Source organism: Salegentibacter agarivorans (genome assembly GCF_900113135.1).
In the GTDB taxonomy this organism is placed as follows: Bacteria; Bacteroidota; Bacteroidia; order Flavobacteriales; family Flavobacteriaceae; genus Salegentibacter; species Salegentibacter agarivorans.
In genome coordinates this window covers 57490-74048 of the sequence record NZ_FOOH01000007.1, presented here as the reverse complement: position 1 = coordinate 74048, position 16559 = coordinate 57490, and the positions used below count along the sequence as shown (strand labels likewise).

At 35.8% G+C, this 16559-nt stretch carries 13 protein-coding genes; all 13 read left to right on the top strand.

Annotation, left to right across the window (positions count from 1 at the left end):
* The first annotated feature begins 68 nt into the window (after positions 1-68).
* The 13 genes from neuC to BM084_RS06760 all read left to right on the top strand — a co-directional run bounded on the left by neuC (position 69) and on the right by BM084_RS06760 (position 16549).
* The gene (gene neuC, locus BM084_RS06820; protein ID WP_075325960.1) at positions 69-1226 is read left to right on the top strand and encodes a UDP-N-acetylglucosamine 2-epimerase; all 1158 of its coding nucleotides are present in this window, start codon (positions 69-71) and stop codon (positions 1224-1226) included.
* Positions 1226-1918, top strand: coding sequence for an acylneuraminate cytidylyltransferase family protein (locus BM084_RS06815; protein ID WP_075325961.1), 693 nt, complete (start codon positions 1226-1228; stop codon positions 1916-1918). Before neuC ends, BM084_RS06815 begins: the two co-directional genes overlap by 1 nt.
* Positions 1918-3633 carry an asparagine synthase (glutamine-hydrolyzing) gene (gene asnB, locus BM084_RS06810; protein WP_093303833.1) on the top strand — a complete coding sequence of 572 codons (1716 nt, stop codon included), beginning with the start codon at positions 1918-1920 and terminating at the stop codon, positions 3631-3633. Before BM084_RS06815 ends, asnB begins: the two co-directional genes overlap by 1 nt.
* A gap of 98 nt (positions 3634-3731) precedes the next feature.
* Complete coding sequence (locus tag BM084_RS06805) at positions 3732-5144, top strand: hypothetical protein (protein ID WP_075327922.1); 1413 nt, start codon at positions 3732-3734, stop codon at positions 5142-5144.
* Positions 5141-6217 carry a glycosyltransferase family 4 protein gene (locus BM084_RS06800; RefSeq protein WP_232228906.1) on the top strand — a complete coding sequence of 359 codons (1077 nt, stop codon included), beginning with the start codon at positions 5141-5143 and terminating at the stop codon, positions 6215-6217. The genes BM084_RS06805 and BM084_RS06800 overlap by 4 nt, the downstream gene beginning before the upstream one ends.
* Positions 6208-7356: a glycosyltransferase family 4 protein gene (locus tag BM084_RS06795; protein WP_093303830.1), complete on the top strand. Its 1149-nt coding sequence runs from the start codon at positions 6208-6210 to the stop codon at positions 7354-7356. The genes BM084_RS06800 and BM084_RS06795 overlap by 10 nt, the downstream gene beginning before the upstream one ends.
* 12 nt (positions 7357-7368) lie before the next feature.
* Positions 7369-8901, top strand: a complete 1533-nt coding sequence (locus BM084_RS06790; RefSeq protein WP_075327923.1) for a glycosyltransferase family 2 protein — start codon at positions 7369-7371, stop codon at positions 8899-8901.
* 9 nt (positions 8902-8910) lie between these two features.
* Positions 8911-9897, top strand: a complete 987-nt coding sequence (locus tag BM084_RS06785) for a glycosyltransferase family 2 protein (RefSeq protein ID WP_075325965.1) — start codon at positions 8911-8913, stop codon at positions 9895-9897.
* Between the two features lie 32 nt (positions 9898-9929).
* Positions 9930-10664: an FkbM family methyltransferase gene (locus BM084_RS06780; protein ID WP_177195669.1), complete on the top strand. Its 735-nt coding sequence runs from the start codon at positions 9930-9932 to the stop codon at positions 10662-10664.
* Positions 10665-10820: 156 nt separating this feature from the next.
* The gene (locus tag BM084_RS06775; RefSeq protein ID WP_177195668.1) at positions 10821-11660 is read left to right on the top strand and encodes a glucosamine inositolphosphorylceramide transferase family protein; all 840 of its coding nucleotides are present in this window, start codon (positions 10821-10823) and stop codon (positions 11658-11660) included.
* 81 nt (positions 11661-11741) lie between these two features.
* Positions 11742-14108: a glycosyltransferase family 4 protein gene (locus tag BM084_RS06770; protein WP_245764348.1), complete on the top strand. Its 2367-nt coding sequence runs from the start codon at positions 11742-11744 to the stop codon at positions 14106-14108.
* A 277-nt stretch (positions 14109-14385) separates the two neighbouring features.
* Positions 14386-15576: an O-antigen ligase family protein gene (locus tag BM084_RS06765; protein ID WP_083634227.1), complete on the top strand. Its 1191-nt coding sequence runs from the start codon at positions 14386-14388 to the stop codon at positions 15574-15576.
* Positions 15533-16549 carry a glycosyltransferase family 4 protein gene (locus tag BM084_RS06760; protein ID WP_075325969.1) on the top strand — a complete coding sequence of 339 codons (1017 nt, stop codon included), beginning with the start codon at positions 15533-15535 and terminating at the stop codon, positions 16547-16549. Before BM084_RS06765 ends, BM084_RS06760 begins: the two co-directional genes overlap by 44 nt.
* Positions 16550-16559 lie beyond the last annotated feature (10 nt).

The following is a 16559-nucleotide window of genomic DNA, read 5'->3' as shown; positions in this document are numbered from 1 at the left end:
AGATACATCACTTCCAATGACGTTCATAAACAAATTTCCTACTTTAGCAAAACTAACTGAGAACTAAAATGCCAAAACGAAAAATTTGTGTAGTAGTTACCGCCCGTCCATCTTATAGTCGAATAAAGTCTGCACTTACTGCAATTAACGCACATCCATCTTTGGAACTTCAGCTTGTTTTAGCAGGTTCTGCATTATTAGATAGATATGGGAATGCTGCAGATTTTATTGAAAAAGACGGTTTTAAAGCAAGTGCCAAAGTCTTTATGGTCCTTGAGGGGGAAAATCCTACAACAATGGCGAAAACTACCGGGATAGGTGTGATGGAGCTAACAAATGTATTCTATAATCTTCAGCCTGATGCGGTGGTGACTATAGCCGATAGGTTTGAGACCATTGCTACTTCCATTGCTGCCGCTTATCAGAATATTCCCCTGGTTCATATCCAGGGCGGCGAAGTTACCGGCAGTATAGACGAGAAAGTAAGACATGCTAATACCAAACTAGCTGATCTGCATTTAGTTTCAAGTGATGATGCCAGGGCCAGGGTAATCAAATTGGGTGAGAACCCGGAAAAAGTTATTAATACTGGTTGTCCTTCCATAGATTTAGTGAAAGAGATTTGTGCTGAACAGACACTGAATTTTGATCCAATTGAAAAATACGGCGGTGTAGGAGAAGAACTCAATTGGAAAGATGGCTACGCCGTGGTAATGCAGCATCCGGTAACTACCGAGTATCAAAAATCCCGAGAGCATATTACTGAGACCCTTGAAGCTATTAATAAATTAAACTATCCTGTTTTTTGGTTTTGGCCAAATGTTGATGCCGGTTCCGATGGCACCTCTAATGGAATTAGAACTTTCAGGGAAATGGTTAAGCCAAAAAGCATTCATTTTTTTAAAAATATGGAACCATTGGATTTTCTGAGACTCCTAAAGCATTCAAGTGCCTTAATTGGAAATTCAAGTGCAGGGATAAGAGAATGTTCCTACCTGGGATTACCGGTAGTAAATATTGGAAATAGACAAAACCGAAGGTTACGAGGGAAGAACGTAAGAGATGTTTCGCCTCAAAGGGATGAAATTTATGATGCGCTGAAAGAGATTATTAACTATAATAAATTCCCTGGCTCTCAGATTTATGGCAACGGAGAAGCCGGAAAGAAAATAGCAGAGATTTTGGCAAGCTCAGAACTCAGCTTTAGTAAAACAATAAATTACTAATGAAGATTCTTGGAATTATACCTGCCAGGGGCGGAAGCAAGGGAATTCCTGGTAAGAATATAAAGGTTCTGGCAGGAAAACCACTTTTAGGATATACTATCGAGGCAGCTTTAGATTCAAAACTGCTTACTCGATGCATCTTAAGTTCGGATTCTCAAAAGATTATAAATACTGGAAAACAGCATGGGATAGAGGTGCCTTTTACCAGGCCTTCTCAACTTGCCGAAGATAATACTCCCTCTCTTGATGTTGTAAAGCACGCTTTGTCATATTTTGAAAATGCCAATGAGGATTATGATGCTGTTTGCCTCCTTCAGCCAACAACTCCTTTTAGAAAAAAAGGCTTAATAGATGAAGCTATCAAAGAATTTGAGTCAGGAAATCATGATTCTCTTATAAGCGTTCGGGAGGTTCCTCACGAATTCAATCCGCATTGGGTGTTTGAAGAGCAGAATGGAGCACTGCAAATCGCTACGGGGGAGGAGAATATTATTTCACGCCGGCAGGAATTGCCGAAGGCATTTCATAGAGATGGGGCTATATATTTAGTCAAAACAGATATTATACTCAAAGAAAATTCGCTTTACGGAGAGAATATTGGATTTATTGAAAATTCAGATACTGATTATGTGAATCTTGATACCGAAGCCGACTGGATGAAAGCGGAAAGTATACTAAAAAGCAGGTCTTAATGTGCGGCATAGCTGGAATTATATCTCCATTTGATCGTCAACGGGATCTGGAGCAAATGCTTGAATTACAAAAGCATCGTGGACCGGATAACACGGGGAAAGTTCATGATATTGGCTTTGCTTATCTTGGACATAACAGGCTTTCAATTATAGACTTAAACGATGCTTCAAATCAGCCATTTTCTGATAATTCAGGTAGATACCAATTAAGTTTTAATGGTGAAATTTATAATTACCTTGAACTGCGTGAAGAATTAAAACCATTCTACGAATTTAAAACTGAGTCTGATACGGAAGTTCTAATGGCTGCCTATATTAAATTTGGGCAAGATTTTCTGAATAAACTGAATGGGATGTTTTCTTTTGCGATATGGGATACAAAAGAAAAATCTTTATTTGCTGCCCGTGACAGGTTTGGAGTTAAGCCATTTTATTATTCCAAAAATGCGGAAGAATTTTTCTACGCTAGTGAGATCAAGAGTATAAACGGAATCCTCAGAAACAATGAACCATCCTTAAAAGTATGGGCAAATTACTTCGCGTATGGATCATATGGTCTTCCCAGTGAAACTTTTTATCAGCATATTTTCCAATTACCGGCGGGGCATTTTCTAAGCTTTAAGAATGGTGAGCTGAAAATTCAACAATGGTATGACTTCGTTGAGAATGTTCAGAAAGTTAAAGTTTATAATAATATTGAAGAAGCCAAAGCGAAATATCTTAGCCTCTTAAAGGACAGCATTTCGTTAAGGTTTAGAGCCGATGTAGAAGTTGGTTTTAATATAAGTGGAGGATTAGATAGTTCCCTTTTACTAGCTCTTGTGAATCAATATCAGGAGAAAGAAAAGATTAGTGCGTATACATTCTATTCAGATGATGAACGATATGATGAGTTACCCTGGGTAAAAAAAATGATATCTAAAACAGGAAATCCTTTATCAAAAATTCGACTTGATGTTAATGAAGTTAAAGAATTATCGAGAACCATAAGCACTATACAGGATGAACCATTTGGGGGATTTCCTACGATTGCTTATTCAAAAATATTCCGGCAGTCAAGACAGGATAATGTGTTGGTACTTCTGGATGGTCAGGGGATGGATGAGCAATGGGCTGGATACGATTATTACCGTGGTGGAGGTCCTTCTGATACTATTCAGGGGCAAAAAAAGAATTTCTCTCCTTTTAAAATAAATTGTTTTAGTAAAGAATTATTGAAATTTGCCGAAAAACCAAATTATCCTAAGCCTTTTGATAATCAACTCCAAAACCTACAATATAGAGACATCTTCTATACAAAAATTCCAAGAGCCCTAAGATTCAATGATAGAATATCTATGGCTGCCAGTACCGAACTCAGGGAGCCATTTCTTGATTACCGATTAGTAGAATTTGCCTTTGCTCAATCTGAAAATTTTAAGATTAAAGGGGGTATAAATAAATACCTGTTACGTGAACTCGTAAAAGAACTGGTACCTTTAGGGATTTCTTATGCACCAAAACGTCCCTTGCAAACACCTCAACGAGAATGGCTTGGTGACGAATTAAGTGTTTGGGTAGAAGCACAACTAAACAGAATAGCGGAAAGCCAATATGCTGATTGGTTTGATCTTGATGAATTGCAGAAGGAATGGCTAAAATATAAAGAAGGAGAGCGGCATAGTAGTTTTCACATCTGGCAATGGGTGAATGCAAGTTTTTTGCTTCATCAATAAACTAATCGCTTAGGCTTGTAGTTAATTTCTAATTATATTTGAACACGAATTTAGCCTAATATTAGTGTAAATGCTTATTCAAGAAAATGACTAAAAAAATGGATTCCGATAACACTTTAGGCTTGGTGATTACTGACGGGGTTGGTTTTCGGAACTTTTTTTTAAGCGGTTTTTTAGAAGAAATAAAGTCGAATTTTCAGCAAATAATTATTTTTTCTGCGCTTCCCAGCTCAGTTTTCAACGAATTTGATCTTTCCGGTTGTGTGTTGGTGCATCTGGAAGATTATCGTGAATCAGGTTTTAACTGGTTTTTTAGAAAAACCAAGGAGCTAGCGCATCTTAAGAAAAATGCTGGGAATAATTTTGGGTTTCAGGATAATCTAAGGGCAAATTATACTGAATCAAATTCAAGAAGGGGTAAACTTGTTAGATTCGCCTATAAGCTTAGCGAGCGTTTTAATTCTGAAGAATCAATAGAGAGGTTCTACAGGCTTCAACAAAAAAGTTTTGCAAATCATCCTTCAACTAAAAATTATAGAAAACTTCTAAGTAAGTATAAACCTGGTCTTCTTTTTTTTACTCATCAAAGACCTCCTTATATCGCTCCACTTTTATACGCGGCGGAAAAAGAAGAAATAAAAACCTGCAGCTTTATTTTCAGTTGGGACAATCTTGCTTCTAAAGGAAGAATGGCGGGAAATTTTAATCATTATTTGGTATGGAGTGGGTTGATGAAAGATGAACTACTTCAGTTTTACGGTAGAATTTCAGATAAACAGGTTCAAGTTGTGGGAACTCCACAGTTTGAACCTTATGTGATGCCAGAGTACAGTAGTACTAAAAATGAATTCCATAATCGGTTTGACCTGGATTCTGAATTGAAGACTATTTGCTTTAGTTGTGGAGATGTCTCTACCAGTGCAAACGATCCGTTATATATTGAAACCATAGCCGAGGCTTTAATAAAAAATGAAATTGAGGAAAATCTTAATTTTCTTGTAAGAACCTCCCCGGCAGAGGAACCTGAAAGATTTACTTATTTAAGAGAAAAATATCCTTTTATAAAGTGGAATTATCCCGCCTGGACCCAAAGCAGAAGTAATCATTCTGAAACCTGGTCGCAACGAATTCCCTCAACCAAAGATCTTAAAGACCTTAGGATGATTTTAGAATTTTCAGATCTCGGTATTAATATGTGTTCTACGATGAGCCTAGATTTTATGGTTTTTGATAAACCGGTGATAAATCCCGTTTTTGGTAGTGAAAATAACGGACTTTATAACGATCAGCGCTTTTTAAAATATGCCCACTATAAAAAAGTGGTTGAAAGCGGTGCGGTTATAATAGCTGAAAATAAAAAGGAATTAATAGCAGGGATAAATACATATTTAGAAAAACCAGGCTTGCATTCCCCGGAACGTAAATCTTTGTTGCGATTGCAAATTGGTAAACCTCTTAAGGGAACTAGTGCAGGGATTGCCGCTTCACTAAAACAACTTTCCACAGCTTGAAAATTTCAAAACATATAGCAGTAATTTGTAACTACGAACTAAAGTCGGAAAGGATAGGTGGAATGGATCGCTTCTTTATGGCCTACAACCAGGCTTGTAAAGAAAAAGGTTATGAAGTAGATTGGTTTTTTAGTAACAGCCAGGTTCATTCTTTTTATAAAAAATTAAAGGTTTTTGCTTCTGAAGGAATTTCTGCAGAAAATCAGTTTCTTGAACATTCAAAGAATTCAAAGCGATATGATATTGTAGTTACTCATTTCGTCGCCTTATGCACACCATTTTTTCAGAAGCTCAAAAATAAACAGGAAGCTTATATAATCGCCGTAGATCATAATCCAAGACCCATTAATGGTTTTCCTATTAAAAAGAAGCTGAGAAATAGGCTAAAGGGGCTTTTATACGCTAAGTATATTGATTGTTTTGTGGGAGTATCAAAATATACCATTAATTGCATTCTAGAAGATTATGGCAGTCATATAAAAAGGAAGACGGCACTCGTTTATAACGGAATAAAAGCTTCTTTATATGAAGAAAAAGCGAACGAAAATTTTGGGAAGATGGTCGTGGCTTCTCATTTGAGAGAATCAAAAGGGATTCAGGATCTCATTGAGGCTGTGAATTTGCTGGCTGAAGAGAATAAAGTCTTACTCCATATTGATATATACGGGGAAGGCCCAATGCAAATGGAGTTAGAACGTAAAGTGAAGTTATATCATCTGGAAAATAAAATCACTTTTAAAGGAAGTTCTTCTGAATTGCCTAATCTGTTGCAAGAATATTCTTTTTTATTGCAGCCTACCTATATGGAATGTTTTAGCCTATCAATATTGGAAGCTCTCGCGGCAAATGTACCGGTAATTACCACTCCAGTAGGGGGGAATCCTGAGGTAATCAAAGAAGGAAAAAACGGATTTATTTTTAAAGCTGGCCATATACAAACCTTATCTTCTATTATAGACAAGGTTTTGCAAAAGCAATATAGAATTGATAAGAAAGTAAACTTGTTGGTTAAAGAGCAATTTTCTCTGGAAAGAATGGTAGAAGAACATATAAAATTGTTGCCATGCACATAGGATTTCTTACCCCTGAATACCCACACTCTAAATCTACATCATCGGGCGGACTCGGAACAAGTATTAAAAATCTTGCATCTTCTCTTGTAGCCGAAAATATACGAGTAAGTGTATTTGTCTATGGGCAAAAAACACCACGCAGGTTTAAAGAGAACGATATTGAATTTCATTTTATAGAACAGCGAAAATATAAGTTTTTTGGATGGTACCTTTATAGAAAATATTTGCAAGCCTATCTTAATACTGCGATAATTAAAAATAAAATTGATCTTATAGAAGCGCCAGACTGGACAGGGATCACTGCCTTTATGAAATTTCCATGTTCGTTGATTATTCGAATGAATGGATCTGATGCTTATTTCTGTGCCCTGGAAAGTAGGAAACAGAAATTTAAAAATCGCTTTTTTGAAAATTCAGCATTAAAATCGGCAAATGCTCTTGTTTCGGTAAGTCGTTTTACTGCAGAGAAAAGCAGGGAAATATTTAAGTTAAAAGAGGATATAGAAGTTATTCCAAATAGTATTGAGGTAAATAAGTTCTCAGGAGCTGAACAAGTAGAGATTAAAAATAGGGTTTTGTATTTTGGGACCCTTATAAGGAAAAAGGGGGTGCTGGAACTTGCCGAAATTTTTAATGAAGTAATTTATGGAAATTCGGAAGCAGAATTATTTCTTATCGGTAAAGATGTGGTAGATATTTTTGAAGACAAATCTACCCTGGAATTGTTTCAAGAAAGATTAAGTGTTGAAGCTGCAAACCAGGTTAAATATTTTCCCGAAGTAAGTTATTCAGAGATAAAAGAACATATCTCCAGGGCAGCTGTAATCGCTCTGCCCAGTTTTGCAGAGGCTTTACCCATGACCTGGCTGGAAGCCATGGCAATGGAAAAGCCACTGGTTACCTCAAACATTGGTTGGGCAAAAGAAGTAATGCTTAACGGGGTAACTGGATTTACTGAAAATCCTAAAGATCATAAAGCTTATGCAGAAAAAATCCTTTACTTGTTAGATAATCCTTGTGAGGCGGCTGAAATGGGTAAGGCAGCTAGAGATAGAGTGAAAAAGAAATTTTCAACTGAGGTAGTGGTTAAAAGAAATTTAGCCTTTTATAAGAAGATCGTTGAAAATGGAAAAATATAAATGTTTGATAAAATGGAACTAAAGCAATATCAAACGAAAGATGGAGAGTATTTACTCTATACAGGAGAACCTGATTTTAATCTTCTGGAAGATCTGGTTTCCGGGCCTGGTGATCTATGGCACAGTTCGCTGACACAAGGTTATCAAGATATTTTTCCTGAACTGGTTTATCAAACAGCTGTGTTTTGGTTTTATTTAAACGATTTGCCTAACCTGAATTATTCTGTGAACTGGAGGATTAACCCACATAGTTTTGTGGTTAGAAAAAAAAGTTGGGAATTTTTTAATGGATTTAGTGAAGAATATTTTTCAGTATCTACCGCTGCCCTAGACCTTGGTTATAGGATGTTAAGGTTTGGCGGTGCCGTTCCGCTCTTTGTTGATGGACTTTTTTCAAGCGAAAATAATGACCCGATTATTTCTGCAGAAGATCGTTATTTATTTTTTCTAAAAAATTTTAAAAAACGACATAGTTGGTATATGTATCTGAGAGAATCTGTAACTGCTCCAATAAGAGAATTTAGGTCCTATAATAAATCAAGAGGGAAAGAATTCAAAAAGCATAATTCTGTCAGTTTTCATTCAAGACCGCTTACTAACTTAATTGGTAAGCCAACTGTAGATGTAATTATTCCTACAATGTTTCGCCAGGATTATACGTTGCAATTGCTGGAAGATTATAAACATCAAACTTATTTACCCAAACGAGTTATTGTTGTTGATGCTACACCAAAAGAAGAGAGGGACATAAGTTTGTATAAAAAATCTGATTATCCTTTTGAATTGATAATCAAATGGCAAAAATCTAAAGGAAGTTGTAAAGCCAGGAATGAGGCGATTGAACTGTGTAGATCAGATTATATAATTTTTGCAGATGATGATACACGAGTCCTCTCGGATTTTGTTGAGAATCATCTTAGGTTTCTCCAAACTTATAAGGTTGAGGGTTGTACTGGATTGGATATTCAAGCCTCAGATTATCGTCAGGATTTAGATGATTTGCGTAGAATTTTAAAAGGAAAGGGGAGAGAACGCTATAAGGCAGGGGCTGCTCAAACCTTTAATAATGCGAATTCTTGCGTGAAGAGGGAATGGGTAGAAGAAATTAAAGGAAATGATATTAATTTTGATGGCGGTTACGGAGAAGATGCTGACTTTGGTTTCCGGCTTATAAAAAATGGTATGCTATTAATGTTTAATCCTTATTCGGTTAACTTACATCTTAAACCACCTTCAGGAGGATATAGATTTTGGGGAATGCAATCTTCAGTTTTAGGGAAAAAACGAAAAAGACAGCCATGGGAGTTAGATAAGCCAGTAGGTAAAATTAGACCGGTACCAAGCCCTACCATTCTTTATGGGATTTTAAAGCATTTTAAGCCTGAACAAGTGAAGGAATATAAAAAACGTTATCTCTTTTTGTACCTTTTGAAGGATTTTAAAAAAACACCTTTACGTTTTCTTAATCTACCCTTTAAAATCCTGCAATTTAATAAAGCCATGTTTTATGCTCAAAACCTTCTGAAAAGAGGGGAGCGCTTTTAATAGCATTTAATGAAATTCACCTTAATCGTTTGCACCTACCAGAGGCCGGGACCTTTGTTAACATTACTTAAATCAGTATCCAAACAAACACTTTTTCCGAATCAAATTCTAATTATAGATGGTTCTAAGAATGATGAGACCCGAAAGGAACTTGAAGGGTATTCTATTAAAAACCTGGAATACTTCAAGGTGGAAGAAGATAATCGGGGACTCACAAAGCAGCGAAATTTCGGTATAGAAAGAGTAGTCACTTCTTCGGAAATTGTTTGTTTTCTGGATGATGATATTGTGATTACTCCAACATATTTCCAAAATCTTTTAGATACTTACCAAAAATTTCCTGATGCCCTGGCAGTTGGGGGATATATTAAAAATGAAGTAGAATGGAGAAAAGATAAGGAGGTTATAAAATTTGATGATTTTGAATATGACGGATTTACAAGAAAATTGGGAAGTAGGCACCTGCTTAGAAAGAAGCTAGGCTTACAGCCAGATGTTCCACCGGGATATATGCCCAAATTTTCTAATGGCTATGCCATTGGATTTCTACCGCCTACCGGAAAAAACTATAAAGTAGAAAGTTTTATGGGGGGTGTGGCGTCCTACCGAAAAGATCTTTTTAATAAAATTAAATTTTCATCTTACTTTGAAGGCTATGGCCTTTATGAAGATATGGATTTTTGCCTGAGAGCTTCAAAATTAGGTCAGCTATACGTTAATACTGCAGCACAACTTTATCATTATCACAATGAATCTGGTCGTCCCAATCAGTTTAAATACGGCAAAATGGTAATAAGGAATGGTTGGTATGTATGGCGGGTAAAATATCCTTCACCGGGTTTAAAGTCGAAGATAAAATGGCACGCTACAGCTTTTTTATTAACTTTAGTTCGATTCAGTAATGTCCTTAACACTTCACAAAGAAAAAAGGCTTTTACCGAGAGTCTGGGACGAGTTATAGGATGGTGGAGTTTGCTAATAAATAAACCAGTTTAATGAGAGGAGTTATAAAATTTTTACCCAAATTTATGACGGAACGAATTAAAGTTTTTTACTATAATTCAAAACAACCCGGATATAAGTTTAGCCTTAAAAACAATTCTTACAAGACAGAAACAGCTTCTTGGTCTATTTTTTCTTCCACTCCCTTATATTTTATTACAAAGGAAATTGAGCGTTATGAAAAATATTATAAGATTGGTAGAGATGATACTGTAATTGATGCTGGCGCTTTTAATGGAATCCTCAGTTTGGTATATGCTGAAAAAGCGAAATCTGGTAAAGTATTTTCATTTGAGCCCGATAGAAAGAATTTACAAGGATTGGACGAAAACTTAAATTTAAATGGAAACCCAAAAAATATTCAGCTTATTAAAGAAGGGCTTTGGTCTTATAGGGGAGAAATTAAATTTTATGAAGCGGGCAGTGTCGCCTCTTCATCATTTTATAAAGCTGAAGATTCTCAGGAAAATATAATTTCAGTTACAAGTCTTGATAATTTTGTTGAGGAAAATAATATTAAAAAAATAGATTTTATTAAAATGGATGTTGAAGGCGCAGAGCTAAATATCCTAAAGGGAGCAAGAAAAATGCTTTCGAATTTCAAACCCAATTTAAGTATTGCAACCTATCATCTAGTTGAGGGGGAATTAACTTATAAATCAGTTGAAGAGTTTTTTAAGGAGATGAATTATCCTTTTGAAACTGTATTCTTCAATGATGGTGAAATTATAACATATGCAGGTCCTCAAATAGAAAATTGAAAATGAGAAAAATTTTAATATGGTTTATTAGTTTTTTTTTTATTCATTCTGATAATCCTTTTAATCTTTAATTATAGATATCCTTTTATAACTCCGGCCGTAGGAAATTGGTCAGTTGGTTATATGCAAACCCAAAAGTTCTTTTCTGCACCAAAATTGGACAAAAACAACATTTTTAGTTACAAAGAAATCGATGCTTTAATTCCTGAAGATATTAATTATATAGCTGATCCCTTTTTTATTCAGGATAGTTCAAAATTTTATTTGTTTACAGAGTTAAAGGGAAGAGGCAATGCCAATATTGTTTTGTTCTCATCAGAGGATGGAAATAATTATCAATACCAGGGAATCGTTCTGGATGAAGATTTTCATCTTTCTTATCCGCAAGTCTTTAAATATAAGCATGAATATTATATGCTCCCGGAAACTAAGGGAAGCGGAAATGTTTTATTATATAAAGCAAGAAAATTTCCATTGGAATGGGAGGTAGAAGATACTTTACTACATAATACTGGAATTAAAGACCCTTCTATTTTATTAAGTGAAGAACTGAACCTTATAGTAGGGGTAAATGATAATCTTGAACAACTTTTTTTCACGGCAGATTCTTTAGATGGAAAATGGAAAGAACATCCAAATTATAAATCGAAATGGGGGAATGAGAGTAGACCCGGAGGTCGATTTTTTAAATTAGATGAAGAATGGTATTTGCCTGTTCAAAACAGGACACTGGGATATGGAACCGGTATTTCAATACATAAACTGAAGAACAATTCCGGGCAATTAGAGTTAACTTTAGCCCACAAAATGTATCTAGGTCCTCAACCAGAAATTCCCTGGTTTAATCGGGGGATGCATCACCTGGATGTGCAGTCAAACGAAAAAGGATATTATATGGTATACGACGGGGATAGAAATACAAGTGGAGAAAAGGCTTTTCAATATAAAAGAACTTTAAAATTTAATTTTGTAGATCTTTATAATCTTTTTCAATAAATGCGTTTCGCTGTAATTACATATATTCCCCATTCAATACAAAATAATAAATACTACAGCTATTCACCATATATTAGAGAGATGAATATATGGTTTCAGCAGGTAGATGAGGTCTTGATACTTGCACCTGAAAATAGTTTAAAACCAATAAATAATGAAGAAGCCTATAGAACTAATAGTCTTAATTTTTTCAAGGTTCCAGCTATAAGTTTTACAGGAATAGGAAAGGTTCTTACTTCATTAATAAAGTTACCTTATATTTTTTTTTCTGTATTTAAAGTAATGCAGAAAGCAGATCATATCCATTTGCGCTGTCCAGGCAATATTAGTTTAATAGGATGTCTTCTTCAGGTCTTTTTTCCGAAGAAACCTAAGTCGGTTAAATATGCAGGAAACTGGGATCCAGAGGCTAAACAACCCTGGACATATAGGTTTCAGAAATGGATTTTAGGTAATAGATTTTTGAGTAGGAACATCAAGGTGCTGGTCTATGGGGAATGGCCGAATCAGTCCGATAATATAATACCTTTTTTTACTGCGAGTTTTTCGGAAAAAGAAAGAGAATCTATCATAAAAGATTTTAAACAAGCCTATAAATTTATTTTTACAGGGAACCTGGTGGAAGGAAAGGGAATTTTTGAGGCTATTGACCTTATTGAAAGCCTTAAAAATAAGGAAGTGATTTCAGAACTAGATATCTATGGTGACGGAGTACTGGAAGATTCTTTAAGATCGTATATTCAAAAGCAAGAACTCCAAAATCTCGTAAAACTAAAAGGCCGTAAAAGTCTGGAAGAATTAAAGCAAGCTTATAAAAAAGCAGATTTTGTTGTTTTACTCTCAGATAGCGAGGGCTGGCCTAAAGCCCTGGCGGAAGGGATGTGGTATGGCTGTATTCCCCTCGCTATGCCTGTTTCTTGTGTGCCCTGGATGCTAAATTACGGGGAGCGGGGTATAATAATTCCGGGTATAGATCAGAGAATAAAGAGTAGAGAGAAGAGAGGGATTTTACTAAATAATATACATTCAGATAAATCTCAGAAAGGCCGTCAGTTCGAGTGTTCCGACGTGAGTCGGGATGTATCGAGAATAGGTTTTTCTGAAAAAGACTTGTCAAAAATAATCAGCCTAATAGAGAATCCAGAAAAACTGAAGCAAATGTCTATTGCCGCCCAGGAATGGAGTCAGCAATATACTTTAGAAAAATTTGAAAAGGCAATCCAGAAAGTTTTAGGAAAGCACAACCAACAACCCATAACCTACAACCGAGAACTCACAAACGATAACTCCAAACAACAAGCGCCAAACACCAAACGGAGAAACGAAAACCCACAACCCACAACGGATAACATTCATCGAGAAACCCCAAACCGGGAACCATTAAGAGTACTGCAATTAATTGATAGTTTACGCCCCGGTGGTGCAGAGCGAATGGCGGTTAATACCGCTAATTCGTTAGAGCCATTCGTGAATGGATCTTTCATTTGCTGTACACGGCAGGAAGGTTTACTAAAAGAAGAATTAAAACCTGAGGTGGGATACCTGTTTTTGGATAAAAAATCCAGTCTCGATCCAAAAGCGATTCTAAAATTCACAAAATATATTCGTAAGAATAAAATTGATATTATTCATGCTCATGGAACCTCCTGGTTTTTGGGAGTGTTGATGAAGTTATCGAATGAAGTAAAACTCGTATGGCATGATCATTATGGGGAAAGTGAAAATTTGGAAGCAAGAAACATAAAAGTGCTTAAGCCACTTTCAGGATATTTTGACGGAATTATATCTGTAAATAAAGTTTTAAAAAAATGGGCCGAAAAAACACTGAAGGCTGAACGGGTAATTCATTTAAATAACTTTATTGTTGAAAATGGAATAAAAAGTCCATTTCCTAAATTAAAAGGAGAAATTGACAGGTTTAAGATTATTTGTGTTGGAAATATAAGACCGCAAAAAGATCATCTTAATCTCTTGAGGGCTTTCGATATAGCGGCGGTATCTAACCGGATGATTAGTTTACATTTAATAGGGGAAGATCCTGACACTGTCTACTCTAAAGCTGTGCTGGAAGAAATTTCTTCATCTGCAGCCGCTGATAGAATCTTTTTCTACGGAACCCAAAAGAATATCTCTAAAATATTAAAGCAGGCGGACCTGGGAATTTTATCCTCTCGTTCGGAAGGTATGCCTTTGGCATTAATGGAATATGGAATGGCCGCTCTGCCGGTTGTATGCACAAATGTGGGGCAGATTCCAGAAGTAGTTGGAAACGCCGGAATTTTGGTGGATCGGAAAAACTCCGAAGAACTTGCTCAGGCAATTTTAAGTTTTGCTGAAAATAAGGAACTTTGTTTACTTAAAGGAGCAGAACTAAAAAGTAGAATAAGTTCTCGATTTGGAGAAAATTCCTATAGATTAGATTTACTTAATTTCTACAAAAGAATTTAAGTTTATTCAAGCGAAATCTTATTGAAACAAGTGAGTAAATAAACAGGTTCTAGAATATTAAAATTTATTCGATGATTTCATCCTGAGATTATATATAAAAGGAAACCCTATTAAAAAACTAGAATACATAAACTATCTAAAATTACTATTGCTTCATCTTTTGATAGCAGTGGTGGTATATATGTATAGACCGGCGGGCCAGTTTTTGTTATTCGGTACGTTAGGCTTTTGGATATTTTATGTCATTCTAAAAGAAAATAAAAATAATGAAGCCCTAATGGCAGCGGCCTATATTTCCGGGGCTGAGGTTTTTTATCGTATGACCGGTTCTATGGTTTTTTATGAAACCGGTAAATATTCCGTCATTTTGTTTCTTCTCATTGGAATGTTTTACAAAGGAACTTCGGTAAAAACTGTCTCGTATTGGTTTTATCTCCTTATTCTTTTCCCTGGTGTGGTCGTCGCTTCGTTTACATTAGAGTATGATGTGGTTTTTAGAAAAGCTGTAGCTTTTAATCTTAGCGGTCCGGTGACTTTAGGAGTGTCAGCATTATACTGCTATTATAAGAAGATAACTAAAACGCAGTTTAATTATGTTTTGTTAATGCTTTTACTTCCGCTAATAGCAAATATGATCTATTTGTTCTTATATACACCAAGTATTGGAGAAGCTTTAATGAGTGGCACAAACTCTAATTACGCAACTTCGGGTGGTTATGGGCCTAATCAGATTTCTACGGTCATGGGAATGGGGGCAATAATTCTATTTACGCGTTTTTTTCTCATTAAGAATAAAACAATAAATTTTATAGATCTGGGTTTGCTTGCACTAATGAGTTATCGCGCTATCATAACTTTCTCCCGGGGAGGAGTTTTAACTGCGGTAATTTGTATCATGGCTTTTGTAGTGGTATATTTTTATAAACAGGATAGCAAAGAACAAAACAAGATCGTATTTAAAATGGGGCTCTTTGCGGTAGTTGGTGTTATTATATGGTTGTTTACTGCTGTTAAAACCGAAGGCCTTATTGTAAATAGATATACCAACAGGGATGCAGCCGGAAGACTGGAAGATGATATAACTACAGGTAGAACGGAGCTTATTATTACCGAGCTCCAGGGATTTTATTATAATCCCGTAATTGGGATCGGCGTTGGAAAGGGAAAAGGAATGCGAAGTGAAATGACCGGAACTGCCACGGCTTCACACAATGAAATTAGTAGATTGCTCTCAGAACATGGACTTCTAGGATTGGTTGCGATTCTAATTCTTATCTTAGTTCCTATAATTTTCTGGACAAAGTTTAAGAACAATTATTATTTTTTGGCGTTCTTAGCATTTTGGTTCTTAACCATTAATCATTCGGCTATGCGAATTGCCCTACCGGGCTTCGTTTATGGACTGGCTTTATTATATATAGTAGATGACAAAAAGCATCCTGTACATAGGAAACGACTTACAGATTAATAGCTTTACGGCTACCTATATTTCTTTCTTTAGTAAAATGCTGCGTAAGGAAGGTTATAAGGTTAAAACAGCTTCTACCCGAAGCAACAAAGGTCTGCGTTTAATCGAAATGCTCGGACTTATTGTTCGCTTTCATAAAACTACCGATGTGGTGCTTATTGATACTTATGGGGCGATGAACTTTTACTATGCCTATCTGGTGGCTAAAACCTGCCAGGCATACAATTTAGAATATATACCCATTTTACACGGTGGTAACCTTCCGGAACGCTTACACGCTTCCAAAAAATATAGTAAGAGTCTCTTTGGAAAGGCGAAAATCAATATAGCGCCTTCTAAATTTTTGTACGATATTTTTAAGGCTGAAGGTTTTAATAATACCAAAATTATTCCGAATGCGATTCAGATGGAAAATTATCCCTTTAAAAAACGGGAAGATTTTCAGCCTAAATTATTGTGGGTTAGACGTTTTCAGAAACGCTATAATCCGGTAATGGCTTTAGAAGTGCTTTTATTGTTGAAAAAAGATTATCCAAACGCCAAACTTTGTATGGTGGGACCCGATAAGGACGGAACGATGAAAACCTGTAAGAAGTTTGCCGCCAAAAATCAACTTGACATTGAGTTTAAAGGGAAATTGAAGAAAAAAGCCTGGGCAAAACTTTCAAAAAACTACGATTTCTTTATCAACACCACAAATATAGATAATACTCCCATTAGTGTTATAGAAGCAATGAGCCTCGGGCTGGCAGTGGTTTCCACAAATGTTGGAGGAATGCCTGTTCTTATTAAAAATAATGATGATGGCTTACTGGTACCGGTGAATAATGCCCAGGATATGGCTGCCGGAATTGATAGGCTTATAAAAAACCCGGAAAAAGCACAATCTCTTACCGAAAATGCCCGAAAAAAAGTTGAAAATTTTGCCTGGGAAAAAGTAAAAACCGATTGGAATAGAGTGCTCAATTCATGAAACCACCACA

Bases quoted from the DNA above. Each gene is read 5' to 3' on its own strand.
- neuC (WP_075325960.1), top strand. From the start codon at position 69: ATGCCAAAACGAAAAATTTGTGTAGTAGTTACCGCCCGTCCATCTTAT.
- BM084_RS06815 (WP_075325961.1), top strand. From the start codon at position 1,226: ATGAAGATTCTTGGAATTATACCTGCCAGGGGCGGAAGCAAGGGAATT.
- asnB (WP_093303833.1), top strand. From the start codon at position 1,918: ATGTGCGGCATAGCTGGAATTATATCTCCATTTGATCGTCAACGGGAT.
- BM084_RS06805 (WP_075327922.1), top strand. From the start codon at position 3,732: ATGGATTCCGATAACACTTTAGGCTTGGTGATTACTGACGGGGTTGGT.
- BM084_RS06795 (WP_093303830.1), top strand. From the start codon at position 6,208: ATGCACATAGGATTTCTTACCCCTGAATACCCACACTCTAAATCTACA.
- BM084_RS06790 (WP_075327923.1), top strand. From the start codon at position 7,369: ATGGAACTAAAGCAATATCAAACGAAAGATGGAGAGTATTTACTCTAT.
- BM084_RS06785 (WP_075325965.1), top strand. From the start codon at position 8,911: ATGAAATTCACCTTAATCGTTTGCACCTACCAGAGGCCGGGACCTTTG.
- BM084_RS06780 (WP_177195669.1), top strand. From the start codon at position 9,930: ATGACGGAACGAATTAAAGTTTTTTACTATAATTCAAAACAACCCGGA.
- BM084_RS06770 (WP_245764348.1), top strand. From the start codon at position 11,742: ATGAATATATGGTTTCAGCAGGTAGATGAGGTCTTGATACTTGCACCT.
- BM084_RS06765 (WP_083634227.1), top strand. From the start codon at position 14,386: ATGGCAGCGGCCTATATTTCCGGGGCTGAGGTTTTTTATCGTATGACC.
- BM084_RS06760 (WP_075325969.1), top strand. From the start codon at position 15,533: ATGACAAAAAGCATCCTGTACATAGGAAACGACTTACAGATTAATAGC.